This window comes from Anoxybacillus tepidamans PS2 (genome assembly GCF_000620165.1).
In the GTDB taxonomy this organism is placed as follows: domain Bacteria; phylum Bacillota; class Bacilli; order Bacillales; family Anoxybacillaceae; genus Anoxybacteroides; species Anoxybacteroides tepidamans_A.
The window spans coordinates 158314-177614 of sequence record NZ_JHVN01000006.1; the positions used below are offsets into that span (position 1 = coordinate 158314).

Genomic DNA, 19301 nt, shown 5'->3' on the forward strand with positions numbered 1-19301 from the left:
TTTTTGTAATTTTTTTTGTTGGGAAAAGGGCGCAAATACAGTAAAATGGGTATATATGATGCAAACGTAAGGGGTTTTGGTACAATGGTTCAAGTAACAGATCGTTCATCATTGCGTCCGTGGCTTGCAAAATTAGCTTATCTTCACGACGAATGGGTGAACAAAGGCGATCAAGAAAATGCGAAGAAAGTGCAACAGCTGTTGCGGAAAGTGGCGAATGAAGAGTTTATCGTTGCTTTTTGCGGCCATTTTTCCGCCGGAAAATCAAGTTTGATCAATGAACTCATCGGTGAACCGCTTTTGCCGTCAAGCCCGATTCCGACGAGCGCGAATCTCGTCAAAGTGAAAGCGGGAAGGGAATATGCGCGCGTCTTTTATAAATATGGGCCAGCGGTTGAGTATGAGGCGCCGTATGATTATGAACAAATCCGTTCCTATTGTAAAAACGGAGATGAAATTGAAGCAATTGAAATCAGCCGCCCAATGAAGCTCATACCTGAAGGGGCGGCGATTATGGATACACCAGGCATCGACTCGACGGACGATGCGCATCGTCTTGCAACCGAATCGGCGCTGCATTTAGCGGATGTCGTCTTTTATATGATGGATTATAATCACGTGCAGTCTGAGCTGAACTTTCAGTTTACGAAAGAGCTGACGAGTTACGGAAAATCGCTATATTTAATCGTCAATCAGATCGACAAGCATCGCGATCGGGAGTTGCCGTTTTCTGAGTTTCAACAGTCGGTGCGGGATGCGTTTCGTCAATGGGACGTCCAAGTAGAGCGCATCTTTTTTACCTCGTTAAAAGAACGACAGCACCCATTTAATGAACTGAATGAGCTCATGCACTTTTTCCAACTGTTATTTGCTGAGAAAGAATCGCGTCTTGCGGCTGGGGTGGAAGTGGCTGCTAGACGGCTTGTGAACGACCATCTCACTTATTTAGAAAGCAAGGATGCAAAAGAAGAAGAGGCGATTCGCGCGAGACTCGCTCTGATTCCGGAGAACAATGAAGGAAGTAGTGTTGACCATCTTCAGCAAAGATTGCAAACGATCGATACGCTTTATTCGGAAGTAGAAGCAAAATTTCGCAAAGAACTCGATAATATTTTAGAGCATGCGTATGTCATGCCGTTCGAAACGCGGGAGTTAGCAAAAGCCTACTTACAGTCGGTACAGCCGGATTTTAAAGTCGGTTTTCTTTTTAGCAAGTCCAAAACTGAACAGGAGCGAAAAGCGAGATTAGGCGCATTTTATGAAAATGTGAAAGAAAAAGCGACGTCGCAAATGGAGTGGCATGTGCGTGACCACCTCGTCCGCTTTTTGAAAGAAAATGGCATTCAAGACAGCGGGTTAATGAGTGAATGCCAACAGCTTGCGGTATCATGGGATGAGCAATTGTTGGCTGGGCTCGTGAAAAAGGGCGCCGGCGTTACTGGGGAATCGGTGTTAAATTATACAAATGATGTCGCTAATGAGTTGAAAAAACGATATCGAAGCGAGGCGTTGCGCCTATTTGCAATCGCGTTTAAGCGTTGGCAAGAGACGATGGAATCGGAGCGAAAGCAGCTTTTTGACGAATTAGAAACGCAAACAGAAAGACAGCAGCTTATAGATGAACTCCAGAAACGGAAACAGCATCGGGAAAATCGCTATGCTGAATTGCTTACGCTGCTTGAGGCGGATGAACCGCTTCCTGAGGTCAGTGAAACACGCATTGTTTCACTTATTACCGAGACAGAGCCTGTTAAAACGGAAAAAGCACCGCACCCTTCGGATCATAAACAACAACGGATCGATGCATTGCCGCCAAAAGCGAGCAAAGCTCGTGGTGAATCGTTCGCTCATAACAACGACGAAAACGATCTAACAGGCCAAAAAACAGCAAGAACGATCGCTCATTTGCGCCAAGCAGCCGAACTTGCCGTTGGCGTTCCAGGAATGAACCGCTTTATTCATGAGCTGACGGAAAAAGCGAAGCGTCTTGAGAACCGCACGTTTACAGTTGCTTTATTCGGGGCGTTCAGCGCTGGAAAATCATCGTTCGCTAACGCTTTAATGGGGGAGCGTCTGCTGCCATCGTCGCCAAATCCGACGACGGCGACCATTAATAAAATTGTTCCGCCGACTGCTGACCGGCCGCACGGCGCGGTGATCGTCCAGATGAAAACGGCCTCGCAGCTATTGAAGGATTTGCAAAGCTCATTGCGCTACTTCCACATGAAAGCGGAAACGTTGGAAGAAGCGTTGGCCGCTTGTGAGAAAGCGCTGCTCGTTGAAACGGTCGATGCGAAAGAGAAGCCGCATTATACGTTCCTGCAATCCGTTGTTCGCGGATATGAACAAGTAAAAAATACGCTTGGAACGACGATGCAAATCGGACTGGCTGAATTTGAGCAATATGTAGCCGATGAAACAAAGGCGTGCTTTGTTGAATGGATGGAGCTTTATTACGACTGTGCGCTCACTCGCCAAGGAATTGCGCTTGTCGATACGCCGGGGGCCGATTCCATTAACGCTCGCCATACAGGGGTCGCTTTCGAATATATTAAAAACGCTGACGCCGTCTTGTTTGTAACGTATTACAACCATGCGTTCTCGAAAGCGGATCGCGAATTTCTGATTCAGCTCGGCCGCGTAAAAGATACGTTCAGCATGGATAAAATGTTTTTCATTGTGAATGCTGCCGATTTGGCGAATTCGCATGAAGAATTGGAAACAGTGGTTGCATATGTTGAACAGCAGCTTGTGCAATTTGGCATCCGTTTCCCGCGTCTTTACGCGTTATCAAGCCGTTTTGCGCTTGAAGAAAAAATGGAAGCGAGCGTGCAACACAATTACGGCGTTTTGACGGAATCTGGAATCAAGGCGTTCGAAGCCGATTTTACGCGCTTTATTATGGGAGAACTGACGAACGTAGCGGTCGCTGAGGCATATGCTGAACTGAAACGCATGCGCATGACGTTGCTCGATTACATCGAACAAGCGAAACAAGGCAATGAGGAAAAAGCGGTCAAACGTGAAAAGTTGGCCAGTGAGCAAGCGCTCATTCAACAGACGTTGCAGTCGGTTGGTATAGATACTGACTTGCAGTCGCTTCAACAAGAGATTTCAGAATTACTGTATTATGTGAAGCAGCGCATATCGTTCCGCATGGGAGATTGGTTTAAAGAATCGTTCAATCCAGCTTCGTTGCGCGACGACGGACGCGACATTCGCCAAGCGCTTTCTGCCTGTCTGCACGAATTGATTCAATCAGTTGGGTTCGACTTGGCGCAGGAAATGCGGGCGACAAGCTTGCGCATTGAGCGTTTTCTTGAAAATAAAACGCACGAACGTTTTCTTGCTCTCGCGGACCAAATCAACCGTATCCATCAAGGCATCTCTTTATCTGAAGCCGAGCAGCCTCCGTTTGTAACGCCGGAGTTTGCACAAGGGCTTGAACATATTGACGAGTCGCGGTTTAAAAAGGCGCTATCGCTTTATAAAAACGCCAAATCGTTTTTTGAGCGGGATGAAAAACGGTTGATGAAAGAAGAAATTGAAAAACAATTGCAACAGCCGATTAGCGACTATCTGTCTGAAAACGAAAAGCGCCTCTTTGCCTTCTATAAAGACGAGCACGAAAAGCGGCTTAAACATTTAGCTTACGCGCTGCAACAGCAAACCGAGGATTATTTTGCCGGTCTGACAACAGCACTGACAGAACAAATTGATGTCGAGCATTTGCGTGAAGTAGAGGTACAATTGGCGGCTTTACTTCGGGAACAATAGCTAATGAGAAGCAGCAACCATTTGAAACAAGTGAACGTGCGATTTTGGCATATGACGGAGGGAAAAGCGATGAATCGATTTCATGCTTGTGCCACGTGCATCCACTATGGCATGAAAAAAACAGAAAAAGGAATGTATCGCTATTGCCAGCGGCTTGGCTATGAAACAAAACCGCATTACCAGTTCCACTGCTGGACGCCAAAGCCGCACGTTCGCACATTAATGGAAAAGGAACGAATGAGAGAGGGGAATAAGCATGAGTGAAGTCCATCAAGCCATTACCGCCCATTCTAACAAACAACACGCGCTCGTGAAGCAATTTTTACAACTTGATGCCAAACGAGAGCGCTATATTGAGGAAGCGGTGCACCATTGTCAAAATGGTCAGCCGTTTACGGTCGAGAACATTAACGAAGTGACTAAACAAATCAATGAACTGGCGAGACAAGGAATTGTTCCGCAACGAAAATATGTGACGGTCGACATGGTGAAAGAATATGTGGAGCGCTTGAAAAAGAAAGGAGAGAAATAAGTGAAATATATCGTTTCACAACAATGGCTGGCTAGTCGGCTTGATGATAGGAATGTCCGGGTGATTGATTGCCGTTTCTACATGGGAGATCCTTCTCGCGGCTTGCAAGAATACATACAAGACCATATTCCTGGCGCATTATATTTTGATTTGGAGAAAGATTTATCGGGGCCAGTTGGCGAACATGGGGGAAGGCATCCGTTGCCTCCATTTGATGAATTTGTCGAGAAATTATCGTCGGCAGGAATTGATCATCACACGACCGTTGTCGCTTACGACGATCAAGATGGAGCGATGGCGGCTCGTTTCTGGTGGCTGCTTCGTTATGTAGGACATACGAATGTCTATGTGCTAGACGGTGGCTATAGAAAATGGAAAGAGGCAGGACATCCGACGACGGAAGAAGTCGCGTCGTTTGAAAAGCGTGCGTTCGTTCCAGCATTTCAGCCGTCTCTTCTGGCAACAACAGAGGATGTGAAACGAGCAAGCGAGCAATCAACCGCTGTTTTAATCGATTCGCGGGAGCAGAAGCGTTATTTGGGGATTGAAGAGCCGATCGATCGTGTGGCTGGGCACATTCCAGGAGCGAAAAACTCGTTTTGGAAAGATGGATTGACGAATGAAGGATATTGGAAGCAGCCAATTGAACAAGAGCAACGTTTCGCTTCGCTTGCGAAAGACGAACCGATCATCGTTTATTGCGGATCGGGTGTCACTGCGTGTCCGAATGTGATCGCCTTATATGAAGCCGGGTATGAAAACGTGCGATTATATGTCGGCAGCTTTAGCGATTGGATTTCCTATCCGGATCACCCAATTGCCACAGGGGAAAATTAACAACATATTATGTCAGCGGTTTATTGATACTATATTTGCACCCTTATCTTAAAAGGAGTGAGCAAAATGGGCCGCACGAAATTAGGAAACGCCAATGCGCAACGCAATAACAATGCAAAACAAAAAAACGGATTTAACAATGAATTTGCTTCTTATGCAGAAGTGGAAGCAAAAAAAATGAAAAACGACCATAAAAATATCCGCTAGAAAGGGCTTGTCGTCTGACAGCCCTTTTTCTTTTTTTTCTTTTATGGTTAAATGGTGAATGGGAGGGAAAAATCGTGAAAAAAATTATTGCTATCATTCTGCTGCTTGGACTCACTGGATACGGCATTTGGCAAGCGCTAGCCGCAGGACAGCAGCATAAAAAAGAAGAAGGGCTTGCCGTCGGCGATACTGCTTACGACTTTGCCTTACATACGCTAGACGGCAAGGAAATTCGCTTATCAAGCTTTCGGGGAAAGCCGGTCATTGTGAATTTCTGGGCGACGTGGTGCCCGCCGTGTCAAAAAGAAATGCCGGAAATGGAGAAATTTTATAAAAGTCATAAACAGGACATTGAATTACTCTCTGTTCATTTAACATCCCAAGACCGCCGCGAAAATTTGCAGCCGTTTATCAAACAATACGGATTAACGTTCCCAGTTGTAATGGACGAAAAAGGGAAAATTTTAAAGCTGTATCAAATTCAGACGATCCCGACCACCTATATTATCGACCGCGACGGCGTCATTCATAAAAAGGTCGTTGGACCGATGACTTATAAACAAATGAAAGATATCGCTGACTCTCTTCGGTAAGAAGTCCTTTCATTGAAAAGGGCTTCTTTTTATTTTTTGAAAATTTGTAATAAATTCCGCTTATTTTGGAAATTATTAAAATTAGAATAAGGATGAGGAGGAAGCATTGATGAGAAAAAACCGAAAATTTACATTTGAGCAATTGGTGTTGGAAAATAAGCGACAATTATTAAATGATGAAAAAGCAATGGAAGAAATTGAGAAGAAATTAGAGGATCGAATTTTGAGAAAAGCAGAATAACCCATGCATAGAGGATATAAAACCGAACAGACTAGATGGTGAGGAGGCGAGGATATGAGCAACCCAAAAGGAAGCCGCAAACATTTCGTCCCGAACCATCTAGGTACGCAACCGCGTGCTGCTGGTGGAAATAAAGGGAAACAAATGCAAGATCAATCAGGCCAGCATGCTCAAGTAATTCAAACAAAGGGAGAATAATCACTGTTAACATAATATAATTATTGGTATTTTATATCATTCGCATGAAGGAGGAAGGAAAATGGCTTACCAGCGTCCAAATCCAGATGACCGTAGCGATAATGTAGAAAAATTGCAGGATATGGTGCAAAACACGATTGAAAACATCGAGAAAGCGCACGAGACGATGCAATTTTCCTCACCGGAAGAGCGAGAGAAAATCGAAGCGAAAAATCAACGGCGTGAACAATCGATCGAAGCTATGCGTGAAGAAATTCGTGACGAAGCGGCCGCGCGCCAAAATGGACAATAATAACTGTAACAAGCGATCCGGCGAAAGACGGATCGCTTTACGTTTATTTTGGGCTCATACCCGTTCGTATGGTAAAATAAAAAAAAACGAAAAGAATGGGGGAAAAACATGAAAATTGCCGAAAAACAAATCGAAGTACGTTATGCAGAAACAGATCAAATGGGCGTTGTTTACCACGCAAATTATCTCGTTTGGATGGAAATAGGCCGCACCGAGCTCATTAAACAGCTTGGATTTCATTACGCGGATATGGAAAAGGAAGGGATTCTTTCGCCCGTCACTGATTTACAAATTTCTTATAAAAAACCGCTACGCTATGGGGAGGTTGCAACGGTCAAAACGTGGATCGACACATATGATGGCATCCGGGTTACATACGGTTATGAAATTTTGACACCGGACGGCGAGCTAGCGGCGGTCGGTAAGTCGCAGCACGTTTGCGTCAAACGCGAGTCATTTCGCCCGATTTTAATTCGCAAATACTTCCCTGACTGGCATGAAGCTTACGAACGGGCAAAAAAGTAGGGCGATACATATGGCATTTGGCGTTCGAAAGAAGGAATTGGCAGAGTGGAAGAAGAAAGTTATAGATGGGGAAATCGCCTTTCTTACCCACTTTTGGTATGATCCTCGCTTTCCGAACTATACAACCGTGACGAAAGTAGGATGCAGCGATCTTGAAAAATTGTTCGCATGGGGAGCGAAATATGCCCTTCGCCCTGAATGGGTCCATAAGCGTCACACATTTCCTCACTTTGATCTATTAGGAGACAAACAAAAAGAGATTTTACGAAGCGAAGGACTTATCGATCATTTAGAACGATTTCAGTTGTAGAGGGGAATGGAAAGAACAATGAATGTTAAAGACATGGGCAAAGGTACGTTATTAGAAGCGCTCGGCATTGAAATTACTGAACTGGGAGAGGGGCATGTGACCGCAACGATGCCGGTCGACCATCGCACGCATCAACCGTTCGGCCTTTTGCACGGAGGAGCGTCTGTCGCGCTTGCAGAAACGGTTGCAAGCATCGGGGCATATGCGCTGGTTGACCATGAAACTGAAAGCGTTGCCGGCCTTGAGATCAATGCTAACCACGTTCGTCCTGTTCAAAGCGGCGTTGTAACCGCTACAGGCACTGTGCTTCATCGCGGTAAAACGACGATGGTGTGGGATATTAAAATCGTCGATGAACAAAAGCGGCTCGTCTGCGTATCTCGCTGTACGATCGCGGTAATAAAAAAACGCTAGCTTCCCTCGGAAAGCTAGCGTTTTTTGTCATTATTCGAGCGAAAACACCGGTTCGTTTAATTGTTCGTTAAATCGAACGATCAAATTATGTCCATCAAAATACCATGCATCGCTATCTTCAATAAAAAACGTAATTCCATCAACGGTCGTTTGTGCTTTTGGATCGGAAGGAGCTGCTTTTTCGATGCCAAGCGAAAAGCCCTTCTGTGCCGTGCTGCATCCACCGTACCGCGCAAAAAAACGAATAAAATCCCCTTCCTGCAAATTAAGTTCTTCTTTATACCAAGCAAGTGCTTTCGGTTGAATCGTAATTTCCATTAAGAACCCTCCTTGTTTTTTATTATAAAGCATTCCTCTCCGAAACGGCCAACATTTACTCAAAGAGCCACTGAAAGTTCCACGCTAAACAGAGTGTAGACTGGTACAGGTTCAAAAGATTGATTAAACAAGAGGACTATTACATAAAGTAAAGATACAAAGTTGAAGGAGGAATGAAGAAATGAGCGAAAAACAGCCAAAATTTCCTTTAAGCTATGAATCGGATGGAATGATGGGAAAACCAGAAAAGAAACAGCCATCGTCAACAGCAAAAAATGAAAACAAAGACTTTTTTAACACAACGCAGGCAAGTGAATAAAGTAGCCATGAACGCGGCTACTTTTTTATTTAAAAAAACAAACAAATTTTTACTATACAAATGATTGTTTCAACGCTATTATTAATAAGGACAGAAATTTTTGGAGAAGGGGTGACGTTTTCGCGTATGAGTAGTCGAAGTTCAAACGAACCTGAACCGGAATACAGCGGGGAAGCATTGCCTTTTTCTTTTCGAATGAACGAGCTACTCACCATTCGAAAACGAGCTCCATTCGAAAGGAAAAAATCGCGACCTTCCTCGCTTTGAAAAGGAGGAAGTGTACGTATGATGAAGATGTATTTGTCAAACGCAAACGGAAAAATTGAAGAGATCCATGAATTAAAAAACGGCTGTTGGATTAAACTCATAGCGCCGACGGAAGAAGAGATTCGCTATATTGCGAACCATTTGGATATCCCGATCGATTCTATTAAAGACGCTCTCGACGATGAAGAGCGTTCGCGCGTTGAAAAAGAAGATAACCATGTGCTTATTATCGTTGATATCCCGATTATTACCCACGATGAAGTCGATGGGCCTATTTATGAAACGATCCCGATCGGCATGATTATTACGAATACGTGCTTTATTACTGTTTGCCTTCAAGAAAATCCGATTTTCGAGGAGTTTGCAAACAACAAGATTAAAAATTTCTATACGTTTATGAAAACGCGCTTTGCATTGCAAATGCTTTATATGATTTCAACCTATTATTTGCGCTACTTAAAACAAATCAACCGCCGGACGAGCGAAATTGAAAAAGAGTTGCATCAATCGATGAAAAACCAAGAACTGTTCTCCTTGTTAAGCATGGAAAAAAGCTTAGTGTACTTTATGACGTCGCTAAAAGCGAACAACATTGTTATGGAGCGATTGATGCGCCTCAACTATTTGCGCATGTACGACGATGACCAAGAACTGCTTGAGGATGTCATCATTGAAAATAAGCAGGCGATTGAGATGGCGGAAGTGTATAGCAGCATTTTGAGCGGAATGATGGACGCTTTTGCCTCGGTCATTTCTAACAACTTAAACATTGTCATGAAGTTTTTGACAGCTATTACCATTGTTATTTCGCTGCCAACGATGGTCGCGAGCTTCTATGGAATGAACGTGCCGATTCCGTATCAGCATTCTCCATATGCGTTTATGATCGCGATGCTATTGGCTGCTTTACTTTCAAGCATTACAGCGTTTGTTTTTTGGAAAAAACGATATTTTTAACAAAAAACCGCCTTTCGCTCAAGAAGGCGGTTTTTTGTTATGATCAAGGCGAAGCTAGAGGTGATATCAACTGTATTGGGGATATGTCTGGTCAAGGATAGCGTATGAAGGAAAATAAGAAGGGCGATCCTGTCATTAAGAAAGCCCTTCTTTGTTTTTAGTTGCCGTCATTCCCCCAGAAAGAACAAATTTCATCGCATCCTCTGGTTTAACATCTACTACCTCGATTTGCTCCTTTGGCACTAACACGGTGATGCCCGCCATTTGAAACGTTTGCGGAATGTAGACGGCTACATGGTTTTGCAATGAAGAAAAAAGATGTTCCACTTCTTCTGATGTAATAAAGCCGATGCATTTCATTCCGGTATGCGGCAATTCCACAAGTACAACTTTCGAAAACGACCGTTTTTCTCCAATGAAGGAGGCCATCGTGTCTTTTAAGACGGAATAAACCGTTTTGATGAGCGGGATGCTTTCTAGCAACCGATCAATCAGCTTAATGAGACGGCCGCTAATGTATTGCGTAGACAGCCAGCCTAAAACGGTAATTAAAATCACGGTGCAGGCAATGCCGATACCGGGTATGTATGTTTCATGAAGGTACGGCCGCAAATATCTTCCTAGCAGCCCGTCAAAAAATGTGAACACTTTGAAGAACACATAGAGTGCTAGAATAATCGGTACAATCGTCAACACACCATTGATAAAATTTTTCGCCAAAAATTTCATCACTCTACATCCTTTCATCTTCGTTCTTTATCACCTTATCAACTTTTCTTTAAAAATACAAGTTTATGAAAATACGAACGTTATAAAATAAAAAATGCATAAAAGTTCGTGTTTATAGTTGACGATCCATCCAATCCTTGCTATAGTTACAAATGGAAAAAATGATATGTTGGGGGATTTTGTCATGAAGCCACATTATGATGTCATTGTTGTTGGCGCTGGACCAGCGGGGATTTTTGCATGCTACGAGCTAACATTGAAGCTAAAAGGAGCAGCAGTCCTTTTAATTGACAAAGGACATGATATTTATAAACGTCATTGCCCGATTTTGCAAAAAAAGATTGAAAAATGTCCGCCGCCAGCTGGGAAAAAAGATTACGCCGGATGTGTGCCCGCTTGCTCGATCACGAATGGATTCGGCGGCGCTGGAGCCTATTCCGATGGAAAATTCAATATTACAAGCGAATTTGGCGGCTGGATGACGGATTATTTACCTGCTTCGACCGTTCTTGAATTGATTCGCTATGTTGATGATATTAATTTGAAGCATGGAGCGACACCGTTGATCACCGATCCGACGACGGAGAAAGTGAAAGAAATTGAGCGGCGCGCCTATGCGGCTGGTTTGAAGCTGTTAAGGGCGAACGTTCGTCATTTAGGAACGGAGCAAAACTTAGAAATTTTGAAAAGTATTTATGAGTATTTGCGTGAACGAATCGATATGGCCTTCCAAACAGAAGTTGACGACTTGCTTACGGAAAGAGGAGAGGAAGGCCATGTCGTTAAAGGAGTCATTTTAAAAGGCGGCGATATTATAACGGCGGAAAAAGTAGTCGTGGCTCCGGGCCGCGACGGTTCAGCATGGCTTACAAAAGTGTTAAAAAAGCGCCGCCTTCGCATGATTAACAACCAAGTGGACATCGGCGTGCGCGTGGAAACGTCGAATATCGTGATGGAAGAAATTAATGAACATCTATACGAAGGAAAGTTTATTTTCAACACATCCGTCGGCACGCAAGTTCGGACATTTTGCAGTAATCCGTCTGGACATGTGGTTGTTGAAAATCACTCCGGTATTATGCTTGCGAATGGCCATGCTTACAAAGATCCAAAGCTTGGTAGCAGCAATACGAACTTTGCACTGCTTGTATCCCATAAATTTTCGGAGCCGTTCGATAAGCCGAATGAATATGCGCATGAAATTTCTCGGCTTGCCAACGCCTTATCAAACGGCGGGATCATTGTGCAAAAATACGGTGATATTCTAAAGGGAAGACGCTCGACAGAAAAGCGCATTAAGGAAGGATTTGTCGAACCGACGTTAAAGGAAGCTGTCCCAGGTGATTTAGGCCTTGTACTTCCATATAACACGATGAAAAGCTTAATTGAAATGACCGAAGCGCTTAATCATGTAACGCCGGGGATTGCCTCGGAACACACGTTATTCTATGGAGTCGAGGCGAAATTTTACTCAGCGCGTCCGAAGCTGAACGACCGTTTTGAAACGGAAATTGCCGGCCTTTATGTCGGCGGTGACGGCGCAGGGATTACGCGCGGTCTTGCGCAGGCGAGTGCATGCGGTGTATGGATCGCTCGTGACATTGTGGAAAAATTAACGAAATAACAAGGATGAGAGACGCTCATCCTCTTTTTTATGATTTTAGTAAACTTTATTTTAAAATAGGTTGACATTTTGTTACTCTTTGCCATACGATAAATGTAATCAGATGGAAAGGGGAGAGAGAAGATGCAAAATTGGATTGAATTGGCTGAGCGCGTTTTAGAAGGACATGAGTTAACAGATGAAGAAGGAATGGAGATCCTTAATTGTCCGGATGAAGAGTTGCTTATACTGATGCAGGGGGCTTACAATATTCGCAGAGCCTACTACGGAAATAAAGTCAAGCTGAACATGATTATTAACGCCAAATCAGGGCTATGTCCAGAAAACTGTGGATATTGTTCGCAGTCATCGATCTCAAACGCGCCTGTCAAAACGTATAAAATGGTCGACAAGGAAACTCTCATTCGCGGCGCGGAAGAGGCACACCGCTTACAAGTTGGCACATATTGCATCGTTGCAAGCGGCCGCGGGCCAAGCGACAAAGAAATCGATACGGTCGTTTCCGCAGTTAAAGAAATTAAGGAACGATTTGGACTTAAAATATGTGCTTGTCTAGGTATTTTAAAACCAGAACAAGCCGTTCGCCTAAAAGAAGCAGGCGTCGACCGCTACAATCACAACATTAATACGTCAAAAGAGCACCATCCAAATATTACGACATCGCATACATACGATGACCGTGTTCAAACGGTACAAACGGTCAAACAAGCCGGCATTTCCCCTTGTTCGGGTGTCATTATCGGCATGAGGGAAACAAAGCAAGATGTTATTAATATGGCGCGCAGTTTGCGAGTCCTCGATGCCGATTCGATTCCAGTAAATTTTTTACATGCAATTGATGGCACACCGCTTGCGGGGACCAATGAGCTCGACCCGCGCTATTGTTTAAAAGTGCTTGCGCTGTTTCGCTACATGAACCCAACAAAAGAAATTCGCATTTCCGGCGGACGAGAAGTCAACTTGCGTTCGCTTCAGCCGCTTGGTTTATATGCGGCGAATTCCATCTTTGTTGGCGATTATTTAACAACGGCTGGCCAAGAAAAGTCAGAAGACTATCGGATGCTTGAAGATCTCGGGTTTGAAATTGACTTTGCCCAACCTCAGCCCGTCTGTTAACAAAAACTGCTTCCCGTTTATCGGGGGCGGTTTTTGTATTTTATGAATCAAAATGGAAGGAACGAACGACAATAAGTTTGAACGATATGATAAAGGAAGTGAAGCGATGGAAGTGTATGAGTGTATTATTGTCGGGGGAGGCATTGCCGGACTGCAAGCTGCGATTCAACTTGGCCGCTACCGCCATCGCGTTCTAGTGATTGATTCAAACAGTGGGCGTTCCACCCTTTGTCGCGCATATCATAATTTGCTTGGCTGGCCGGAGGGAATAAGCGGGGAAGTGCTGCGCGAACGTGGGAGACAGCAGGCGGAAGCGCTCGATGTTCGTTTTATTACCGATGAGGTGGTCGCTGCATCGAAACAAGGGGAAACGTTTCGTCTTATCGGGAAAACAGGGGAAGTGTATGAAGCAAAGCGAATATTGTTAGCTACTGGCGTCAAAGACCGCATTCCTCCGATTCCGAATCTTATTCCATGTTTAGGAACAAGCATTTATGTTTGTCCCGATTGTGACGGATATGAAGTTACAAATAAAAAGGTCATTGTGCTTGGTGCAGGAAAAACAGGCGCGAATATGGCGTTGACGCTGCTTTACTGGACGCGCGACATTACATATGTCAACCATGAAGGTGAACCGTTGTCTGAAGAAATCGAGCGAAAATTGCAGGAACAAGGTATTGTCTATATTTACGAGCCGATTGAATCGGTGTTGGTAAAGCAAGGGCCCCTTTTTTGTGGCGTTCGTTTGCAAAGCGGCACAGAGCTGTCTGGCGAACGAGGATTTATCGCGTTTGGCAATAATCAAGTGAATACTGATTTGGCGAAACAACTTGGTGTTGAGCGGCTTGAAAACAAGCATATTCCAACAGATGCAAGAACGAAACAGACGAATGTTCCTACCATATGGGCAGCGGGTGATATTGGCGTTCATTCCGAACAAGTAGCAATTGCAATGGGAGAAGGAGCACAAGCGGCCATTTGGATTCATAAAAGCATTATGGCGGAAAAGAAAAAGCGGACCTAGTACAGTAGGTTCGCTTTTTTCAAGTTGTATGAGGAGAAATGCCCCCGCTTTTCTTTTCATGAAAAAGTTATTGTTTGCATAATATCTCAATACAGAGAAAGAAAAGGGGGAAGCAAGCGATGGCGCCCACATATCTCATTAAACCGCATCTAAAGCGTACATATCCGACCGTACAATATGCGAAAGGGATCTATGTGTATGATACAAATGGAAAAAAATATATAGACGGCTGCTCCGGAGCGGTCACCGCCAACCTTGGGCACGGTGTCCAAGAAATTATCGATGCGATGAACGAACAGGCGTCGAAGGTCGCATTCGTCTATCGTTCACAGTTTACGAGTGAAGCAGCGGAAGCATTGGCGGAAGCGCTAGATGAACGAGTCAGCGGCGGCAGCGGCAGCCATTATTGGACATTTCTTGTCAACAGCGGCTCTGAGGCTACAGAAACGGCGATGAAAATCGCTATTCAATATTGGCAAGAGAGAGGAAGGAAAGGAAAGAATAAAATTTTATCGCGATGGTTAAGCTACCACGGCATTACATTAGGGGCGCTTTCGATGTCTGGGCATTCGGCGAGAAGGGCGCGTTTTGTGCCGTTGCTTGAAGATTTTCCGGCAGTGTCGCCTCCGTATTGCTATCGCTGTCCGTACCATTTAACCTTCCCTTCCTGTCAATGGCGCTGCGCGGATGAACTCGAGGAAGCAATTGTTCGCATCGGCGCGGAGCACATTGCTGCATTTATTGCCGAGCCAATTATTGGAGCGGCAGGAGCAGCGCTTACTCCGCCAAAAGGGTATTATGAGCGCATTCGCGAGATTTGCCAGCGGCACGAGATTTTATTTATTGCTGATGAAGTGATGACCGGGCTCGGTCGAACGGGGAAAATGATGGGGCTTGATCATTGGCAAGTGAAAGCGGATATCGTTACTCTTGGCAAAGGATTAGGAGCTGGATATACGCCGATTGCCGCCACGCTCGTAAGCGAACACATCATCGCACCGATTTTACAAGGATCGGCAGTGGTGATGAGCGGTCATACATTAAGCGCGAATCCGCTCTCGGCTGCCGTAGCGCTAACAGTACTTCAATATATAGATGCCCATCATCTCGTGCAAAATGCTAGCGAGATGGGAAGTTATTTATTTGCCAAACTGAAAAACTTGCAAAAAAAGTTTTCATGGATCGGTGATGTTCGCGGCAAAGGACTGTTGCTCGGTATCGAATTTACTTTGCCGAATACAAATGCGATGGTTCCGAGTCATCTTTCGTTTACGGATATTGTTGTTACAAAAGCACAAGAACACGGATTGCTCGTCTATCCGTCCGCTTCAGGCAACGGAAAGGACGGCGCCGCCATTATCATCGCGCCGCCGCTTACGATTGAGCGCGGTCAAATCGACGAATTAGTGCAGGTGCTTGAGCAGACGTTTTTTGATATTGAACAGCACTTGCCGAATGAGATGAAAGGAAATGATGGCAATGACAATAGCCGGGAATGAGTATGGAAAAATCATTTCTATTGAACAGGCGATCGAACATATTACAGATGGCTGTACGATGATGGTTGGAGGTTTTGGCGGCGTCGGTTCTCCCCCATCTCTTCTTCAAGCGGTTTTCGAGAAGGGAGTAAAGCAGCTGACGCTGATTTGCAACGATACGGCCTTCCCTCATATCGGCGTCGGTCCATTAGTGCGGGAGGAAAGAGTAAAAAAAGCGATCGTATCACATATTGGCTCCAATCCAATTGCTGGGAAGCTATTAAACGAGGGAAAGTTGGAAGTCGAATTTTGCCCGCAAGGCGTCCTTGTTGAGCGCATTCGCGCGGGGGGAGCAGGACTCGGAGGCATTCTTGTTGATATCGGCGTTGATCACGAGTGGTTGGCCAAAGGAAAGCGAATCATTGAAGTGGACGGAAAGCGCTTTCTTTTGGAACTCCCGCTTACTGCTGATGTTTCGCTTGTGCATGCCAAAAAAGCGGACCCATTTGGCAATCTCGTTTATGATAAAAGCGCTCGCAATACGAATCCGCTCGTAGCGATGGCGGGGGCGATCACGATTGCGGAAGTGGAAGAAATTGTCCCGCTTGGCGAGCTTGATCCCGAGGAAATTGTGACGCCGGGAATTTTTGTTCAATATATTGTGCAAAGCAGCGGGGTGAATTGGAAATGGATATGGGAATAAGAGAGCGCATCGCCAGACGGGCTGCTCAAGAGTTAAAAGAAGGAATGATCGTCAACCTTGGCATCGGCATTCCATCGCTGATTCCAAACTACTTGCCATCGGATATGACGATCATGTTTCAAGCGGAAAACGGCATTTTGGGACTTGGAAAAAGCCCGGAAAAAGGAGAAGAAGATGCGAATCTTTGCAATGCGGCTGGCTATCCTGTTACCCTTACAAAAGGCGCCTCCTATTTCGATAGTGCCACTGCCTTTGCGATGATTCGCAAAGGATTAATTGATGTGACGGTGCTTGGAGGATTACAAGTGAGCGAAAAAGGGGATTTGGCAAACTGGATGGTCCCTGGCAAACGTGTTCCCGGTGTAGGTGGAGGAATGGAACTTGCACAAAAAACAAAAAAGGTGATTGTTGTTATGAGCCACGTCAATAAAGATGGCGAACCGAAAATTGTCACTGCATGTTCTTTGCCATTGACTGCCCGGCGCTGTGTAGATTTGATTATCACTGACCGAGCTGTTATTGAAGTGACAAATCAGGGGCTACTATTAACGGAGGTCATGTCTCCTTACGATGTGGAGGATGTTGTTTCTCATACTGGTGCTCCTTTACGCATCGCCCGCACGTTAAAACGAATCGAGTAGAAAGAGGTGGAAGAATGGAAGATATGCAGATTCAGCTTCGTAAGTGGCTAACAAAACATCGAAATGATGGTATCGAATTGTTAACGAGACTTGTTCAGGAGTCAAGCACGCAAGGAAACGAAGCAACAGCTCAAGCGCTTATTATCGAAAAATGCCGCCAATTGCAGCTAGAACTGGACATATGGGAGCCAGAGATGGAAAGGATGAAACATCATCCTTATTTTGTCTCATCGCGCGCGACATTTGCCAATAGCCCGAATATTGTCGCTGTCTGGAAAGGAACAGGGGGAGGCCGTTCTGTCATTTTAAATAGCCACATCGATGTCGTACCTGAGGGAGATATGCAGCAATGGGAAGAAGACCCGTATAGCGGAATGCTAAAAGACGGAAAATTGTACGGTCGCGGTGCCTCGGATATGAAAGGTGGAACAGTGTCGCTTCTATTAGCCATTGAAGCGTTGCAATCGCTCGGCATCCGTTTAAAGGGCGATGTCATTTTTCAAAGCGTGATTGAAGAGGAAAGCGGTGGAGCCGGTACATTGGCTGCGATTTTGCGGGGATATCGGGCAGATGGAGCCATCATCCCGGAGCCTACTAATATGAAACTATTTCCAAAGCAGCAAGGTTCTCTCTGGTTTCGTCTGACGGTTCACGGGAAGTCGGCACATGGCGGTACGCGCTATGAAGGAGTGAGCGCCATTGAGAAGGCTTGGGTCGTTTTTGATCGCATCCAGCAGCTTGAGGCGGTTCGGAACGCGCGCATTCAAGATCCGCTTTATAAAAACATTCCGATCCCGATTCCAATCAATATAGGGACGATTCAAGGAGGAACATGGCCTTCGTCTGTGCCTGATTGCGTCGTTTTAGAAGGGCGCATGGGAGTGGCGCCGAATGAAACAATCGAGCATGCTAAGAGGGAAATGGAACAAACGATTGAAATGATGAACAAACAGGATGAATGGTTTCAAGAGAATCCGGTCGAGCTCGAGTGGTTTGGGGCCCAATGGCTGCCAAGTGCGATTGAAGAAACGCATCCGCTTATGCATACGATCATTGGCGCTTACCGGCGTGCTAAAGGTACTGAACCGATCATTGAAGCAGCCCCGTGGGGGACGGATGGAGGATTGTTAACACAAGCAGGCGCTGTGCCAACAGTGGTGTTTGGACCAGGTACGACGGCGGTGGCCCATTATCCAAATGAATACATCGAAGTCGATCGTGTTTTTGAAGCGGCAGAGATCATTGCTTTAGCGATCGCTGATTGGTGCGGCATCGACAAAGGGTAACTAGCGCCTCTTTTTGAAAAGAAAGGAAGGAAGACATGGAGCAATTCATTCAAGAAGAACAATTTGTCGCTACTATTGTTTTTGATGATTTTAATGAACGATTGCGCGTTGACGACTACCGTGGCAACATTCCGCTGCTTGTCGATTATATAAAAAACGCGGCGAAGCAGAAAAGCTACAGCAAACTGATTGTCAAAGCGAGAAGTGAGCATGTCCCGCAGTTTATCGAAAAAGGATTTCAATACGAAGGTTGGATTAAAGGATATTTTAACGGAAGCGACGCTCATTTTGTAACGTATTATTGGACACAAGAGAGAAAAATGAGCAGCCACGTATGGACCGAGGATCAGGTGCTTGCATCGGTCCAAACGAAGCCTGTGTTGCTTTCTTTACCATCGCTTCCGGACGGTTATCATATGAGAAAGGCGAAAGAAAGCGATGCGTCCGCACTTGTAAATCTATATCGTTCGGTGTTTGCTGTTTATCCTTCGCCATTGCATGATCTCTCGTACGTGGAAAACATTTTAAAAAAGGAGGTGATGTTCTACATCATAGAGCATGAGGGCCAAATTGTCAGCGCTGCGTCGGCGGAAGTCAATGACGTCTACCATAATGCTGAACTGACAGATTGTGCAACATTGCCGGCTCATAGGGAACATGGGCTGATGAAGCATCTATTGCGCCATTTGGAACAGGAGCTAAAGATGAAAGGAATTTTTTGTTCGTATTCGCTTGCCCGCGCTCAATCGTACGGTATGAACGCCGCTTTTCATCAGCTTGGGTACCGCTACGGCGGCAGGCTAATAAATAACTGTTACATTTTTGAAGACTTAGAAGATATGAATATATGGATGAAGGACTTGTCAATCGTCTAGTGCGCTTTCCCATTTTTAGAAAAGCCTACATTCCTTTT

At 45.1% G+C, this 19301-nt stretch carries 24 protein-coding genes; 22 read left to right on the top strand and 2 right to left on the bottom strand.

What is annotated here, in order from left to right; genetic code table 11:
• Positions 1-84 precede the first annotated feature (84 nt).
• The 12 genes from N667_RS0108475 (at position 85) to N667_RS0108530 (ending at position 7926) form a co-directional block, all read left to right on the top strand.
• Positions 85-3777: a dynamin family protein gene (locus N667_RS0108475; protein WP_027409178.1), complete on the top strand. Its 3693-nt coding sequence runs from the start codon at positions 85-87 to the stop codon at positions 3775-3777.
• A 69-nt stretch (positions 3778-3846) separates the two neighbouring features.
• Positions 3847-4041 carry a hypothetical protein gene (locus N667_RS0108480; RefSeq protein WP_027409179.1) on the top strand — a complete coding sequence of 65 codons (195 nt, stop codon included), beginning with the start codon at positions 3847-3849 and terminating at the stop codon, positions 4039-4041.
• Positions 4034-4309, top strand: coding sequence for a YpbS family protein (locus tag N667_RS0108485; protein ID WP_027409180.1), 276 nt, complete (start codon positions 4034-4036; stop codon positions 4307-4309). The genes N667_RS0108480 and N667_RS0108485 overlap by 8 nt, the downstream gene beginning before the upstream one ends.
• The gene (locus N667_RS0108490; RefSeq protein ID WP_027409181.1) at positions 4310-5146 is read left to right on the top strand and encodes a sulfurtransferase; all 837 of its coding nucleotides are present in this window, start codon (positions 4310-4312) and stop codon (positions 5144-5146) included. It abuts the gene before it with no gap.
• 66 nt (positions 5147-5212) lie between these two features.
• Complete coding sequence (locus N667_RS19990) at positions 5213-5353, top strand: hypothetical protein (protein WP_183250836.1); 141 nt, start codon at positions 5213-5215, stop codon at positions 5351-5353.
• A gap of 74 nt (positions 5354-5427) precedes the next feature.
• Positions 5428-5946, top strand: a complete 519-nt coding sequence (locus tag N667_RS0108500; protein WP_027409182.1) for a TlpA family protein disulfide reductase — start codon at positions 5428-5430, stop codon at positions 5944-5946.
• 109 nt (positions 5947-6055) lie between these two features.
• The gene (locus tag N667_RS19415; protein ID WP_084279050.1) at positions 6056-6187 is read left to right on the top strand and encodes an FbpB family small basic protein; all 132 of its coding nucleotides are present in this window, start codon (positions 6056-6058) and stop codon (positions 6185-6187) included.
• A gap of 54 nt (positions 6188-6241) precedes the next feature.
• Positions 6242-6385 (top strand): acid-soluble spore protein N, encoded by a 144-nt coding sequence (locus N667_RS0108510; protein ID WP_017437393.1) that lies wholly within the window; start codon positions 6242-6244, stop codon positions 6383-6385.
• 61 nt (positions 6386-6446) lie between these two features.
• Positions 6447-6677 (top strand): small acid-soluble spore protein Tlp, encoded by a 231-nt coding sequence (tlp, locus tag N667_RS0108515; RefSeq protein ID WP_027409183.1) that lies wholly within the window; start codon positions 6447-6449, stop codon positions 6675-6677.
• A 108-nt stretch (positions 6678-6785) separates the two neighbouring features.
• Complete coding sequence (locus N667_RS0108520; protein ID WP_027409184.1) at positions 6786-7202, top strand: acyl-CoA thioesterase; 417 nt, start codon at positions 6786-6788, stop codon at positions 7200-7202.
• 10 nt (positions 7203-7212) lie between these two features.
• A complete protein-coding gene (locus N667_RS0108525) occupies positions 7213-7512 on the top strand; it encodes a hypothetical protein (RefSeq protein ID WP_027409185.1) in 300 nt (99 codons plus the stop codon).
• Between the two features lie 18 nt (positions 7513-7530).
• A complete protein-coding gene (locus tag N667_RS0108530) occupies positions 7531-7926 on the top strand; it encodes a hotdog fold thioesterase (RefSeq protein WP_084279055.1) in 396 nt (131 codons plus the stop codon).
• A gap of 30 nt (positions 7927-7956) precedes the next feature.
• Here the strand turns inward: N667_RS0108530 and N667_RS0108535 are convergent, their stop codons facing one another.
• The gene (locus tag N667_RS0108535; protein WP_027409187.1) at positions 7957-8244 is read right to left on the bottom strand and encodes a HesB/YadR/YfhF family protein; all 288 of its coding nucleotides are present in this window, start codon (positions 8242-8244) and stop codon (positions 7957-7959) included.
• Between the two features lie 181 nt (positions 8245-8425).
• Here N667_RS0108535 and N667_RS19995 point away from each other — a divergent pair, with 181 nt between their 5' ends.
• Both N667_RS19995 and N667_RS0108545 read left to right on the top strand, forming a co-directional pair.
• The gene (locus tag N667_RS19995; protein ID WP_198020531.1) at positions 8426-8563 is read left to right on the top strand and encodes a hypothetical protein; all 138 of its coding nucleotides are present in this window, start codon (positions 8426-8428) and stop codon (positions 8561-8563) included.
• Between the two features lie 285 nt (positions 8564-8848).
• Positions 8849-9787 carry a magnesium transporter CorA family protein gene (locus tag N667_RS0108545; protein WP_027409188.1) on the top strand — a complete coding sequence of 313 codons (939 nt, stop codon included), beginning with the start codon at positions 8849-8851 and terminating at the stop codon, positions 9785-9787.
• A gap of 135 nt (positions 9788-9922) precedes the next feature.
• Here the strand turns inward: N667_RS0108545 and N667_RS0108550 are convergent, their stop codons facing one another.
• Positions 9923-10516, bottom strand: a complete 594-nt coding sequence (locus N667_RS0108550) for a DUF502 domain-containing protein (protein WP_027409189.1) — start codon at positions 10514-10516, stop codon at positions 9923-9925.
• 184 nt (positions 10517-10700) lie between these two features.
• Between N667_RS0108550 and N667_RS0108555 the strand changes: the two genes are divergently transcribed.
• From N667_RS0108555 to ablB, 8 genes are all read left to right on the top strand, one after another.
• Positions 10701-12140, top strand: a complete 1440-nt coding sequence (locus N667_RS0108555; RefSeq protein WP_027409190.1) for an NAD(P)/FAD-dependent oxidoreductase — start codon at positions 10701-10703, stop codon at positions 12138-12140.
• A 123-nt stretch (positions 12141-12263) separates the two neighbouring features.
• Entirely contained in the window at positions 12264-13256 is a 993-nt protein-coding gene (bioB, locus tag N667_RS0108560; protein ID WP_027409191.1) for a biotin synthase BioB, read from the top strand.
• A 112-nt stretch (positions 13257-13368) separates the two neighbouring features.
• Positions 13369-14280 carry an NAD(P)/FAD-dependent oxidoreductase gene (locus N667_RS0108565; protein WP_027409192.1) on the top strand — a complete coding sequence of 304 codons (912 nt, stop codon included), beginning with the start codon at positions 13369-13371 and terminating at the stop codon, positions 14278-14280.
• A gap of 119 nt (positions 14281-14399) precedes the next feature.
• Positions 14400-15779, top strand: a complete 1380-nt coding sequence (locus tag N667_RS0108570) for an aspartate aminotransferase family protein (protein WP_027409193.1) — start codon at positions 14400-14402, stop codon at positions 15777-15779.
• On the top strand, positions 15760-16461 hold the full coding sequence (locus tag N667_RS0108575) for a CoA transferase subunit A (RefSeq protein ID WP_027409194.1): 702 nt from the start codon (positions 15760-15762) through the stop codon (positions 16459-16461). The genes N667_RS0108570 and N667_RS0108575 overlap by 20 nt, the downstream gene beginning before the upstream one ends.
• Positions 16440-17102, top strand: a complete 663-nt coding sequence (locus N667_RS0108580) for a 3-oxoacid CoA-transferase subunit B (RefSeq protein WP_027409195.1) — start codon at positions 16440-16442, stop codon at positions 17100-17102. Before N667_RS0108575 ends, N667_RS0108580 begins: the two co-directional genes overlap by 22 nt.
• Positions 17103-17116: 14 nt before the next feature.
• Positions 17117-18388: a peptidase gene (locus N667_RS0108585; RefSeq protein ID WP_027409196.1), complete on the top strand. Its 1272-nt coding sequence runs from the start codon at positions 17117-17119 to the stop codon at positions 18386-18388.
• A gap of 35 nt (positions 18389-18423) precedes the next feature.
• Positions 18424-19263, top strand: a complete 840-nt coding sequence (gene ablB / locus N667_RS0108590; protein WP_035098436.1) for a putative beta-lysine N-acetyltransferase — start codon at positions 18424-18426, stop codon at positions 19261-19263.
• The last annotated feature ends 38 nt before the right edge of the window (positions 19264-19301 follow it).

Coding starts and splice junctions, on each gene's coding strand:
- ablB (WP_035098436.1), top strand. CDS start 18,424: ATGGAGCAATTCATTCAAGAAGAACAATTTGTCGCTACTATTGTTTTT.
- N667_RS0108545 (WP_027409188.1), top strand. CDS start 8,849: ATGATGAAGATGTATTTGTCAAACGCAAACGGAAAAATTGAAGAGATC.
- N667_RS0108530 (WP_084279055.1), top strand. CDS start 7,531: ATGAATGTTAAAGACATGGGCAAAGGTACGTTATTAGAAGCGCTCGGC.
- N667_RS0108525 (WP_027409185.1), top strand. CDS start 7,213: ATGGCATTTGGCGTTCGAAAGAAGGAATTGGCAGAGTGGAAGAAGAAA.
- tlp (WP_027409183.1), top strand. CDS start 6,447: ATGGCTTACCAGCGTCCAAATCCAGATGACCGTAGCGATAATGTAGAA.
- N667_RS0108485 (WP_027409180.1), top strand. CDS start 4,034: ATGAGTGAAGTCCATCAAGCCATTACCGCCCATTCTAACAAACAACAC.
- N667_RS0108570 (WP_027409193.1), top strand. CDS start 14,400: ATGGCGCCCACATATCTCATTAAACCGCATCTAAAGCGTACATATCCG.
- N667_RS0108520 (WP_027409184.1), top strand. CDS start 6,786: ATGAAAATTGCCGAAAAACAAATCGAAGTACGTTATGCAGAAACAGAT.
- N667_RS0108475 (WP_027409178.1), top strand. CDS start 85: ATGGTTCAAGTAACAGATCGTTCATCATTGCGTCCGTGGCTTGCAAAA.
- N667_RS19415 (WP_084279050.1), top strand. CDS start 6,056: ATGAGAAAAAACCGAAAATTTACATTTGAGCAATTGGTGTTGGAAAAT.
- N667_RS0108550 (WP_027409189.1), bottom strand. CDS start 10,516: ATGAAATTTTTGGCGAAAAATTTTATCAATGGTGTGTTGACGATTGTA.
- N667_RS0108510 (WP_017437393.1), top strand. CDS start 6,242: ATGAGCAACCCAAAAGGAAGCCGCAAACATTTCGTCCCGAACCATCTA.
- bioB (WP_027409191.1), top strand. CDS start 12,264: ATGCAAAATTGGATTGAATTGGCTGAGCGCGTTTTAGAAGGACATGAG.
- N667_RS0108480 (WP_027409179.1), top strand. CDS start 3,847: ATGAATCGATTTCATGCTTGTGCCACGTGCATCCACTATGGCATGAAA.
- N667_RS0108555 (WP_027409190.1), top strand. CDS start 10,701: ATGAAGCCACATTATGATGTCATTGTTGTTGGCGCTGGACCAGCGGGG.
- N667_RS19995 (WP_198020531.1), top strand. CDS start 8,426: ATGAGCGAAAAACAGCCAAAATTTCCTTTAAGCTATGAATCGGATGGA.
- N667_RS19990 (WP_183250836.1), top strand. CDS start 5,213: ATGGGCCGCACGAAATTAGGAAACGCCAATGCGCAACGCAATAACAAT.
- N667_RS0108585 (WP_027409196.1), top strand. CDS start 17,117: ATGGAAGATATGCAGATTCAGCTTCGTAAGTGGCTAACAAAACATCGA.
- N667_RS0108575 (WP_027409194.1), top strand. CDS start 15,760: ATGACAATAGCCGGGAATGAGTATGGAAAAATCATTTCTATTGAACAG.
- N667_RS0108535 (WP_027409187.1), bottom strand. CDS start 8,244: ATGGAAATTACGATTCAACCGAAAGCACTTGCTTGGTATAAAGAAGAA.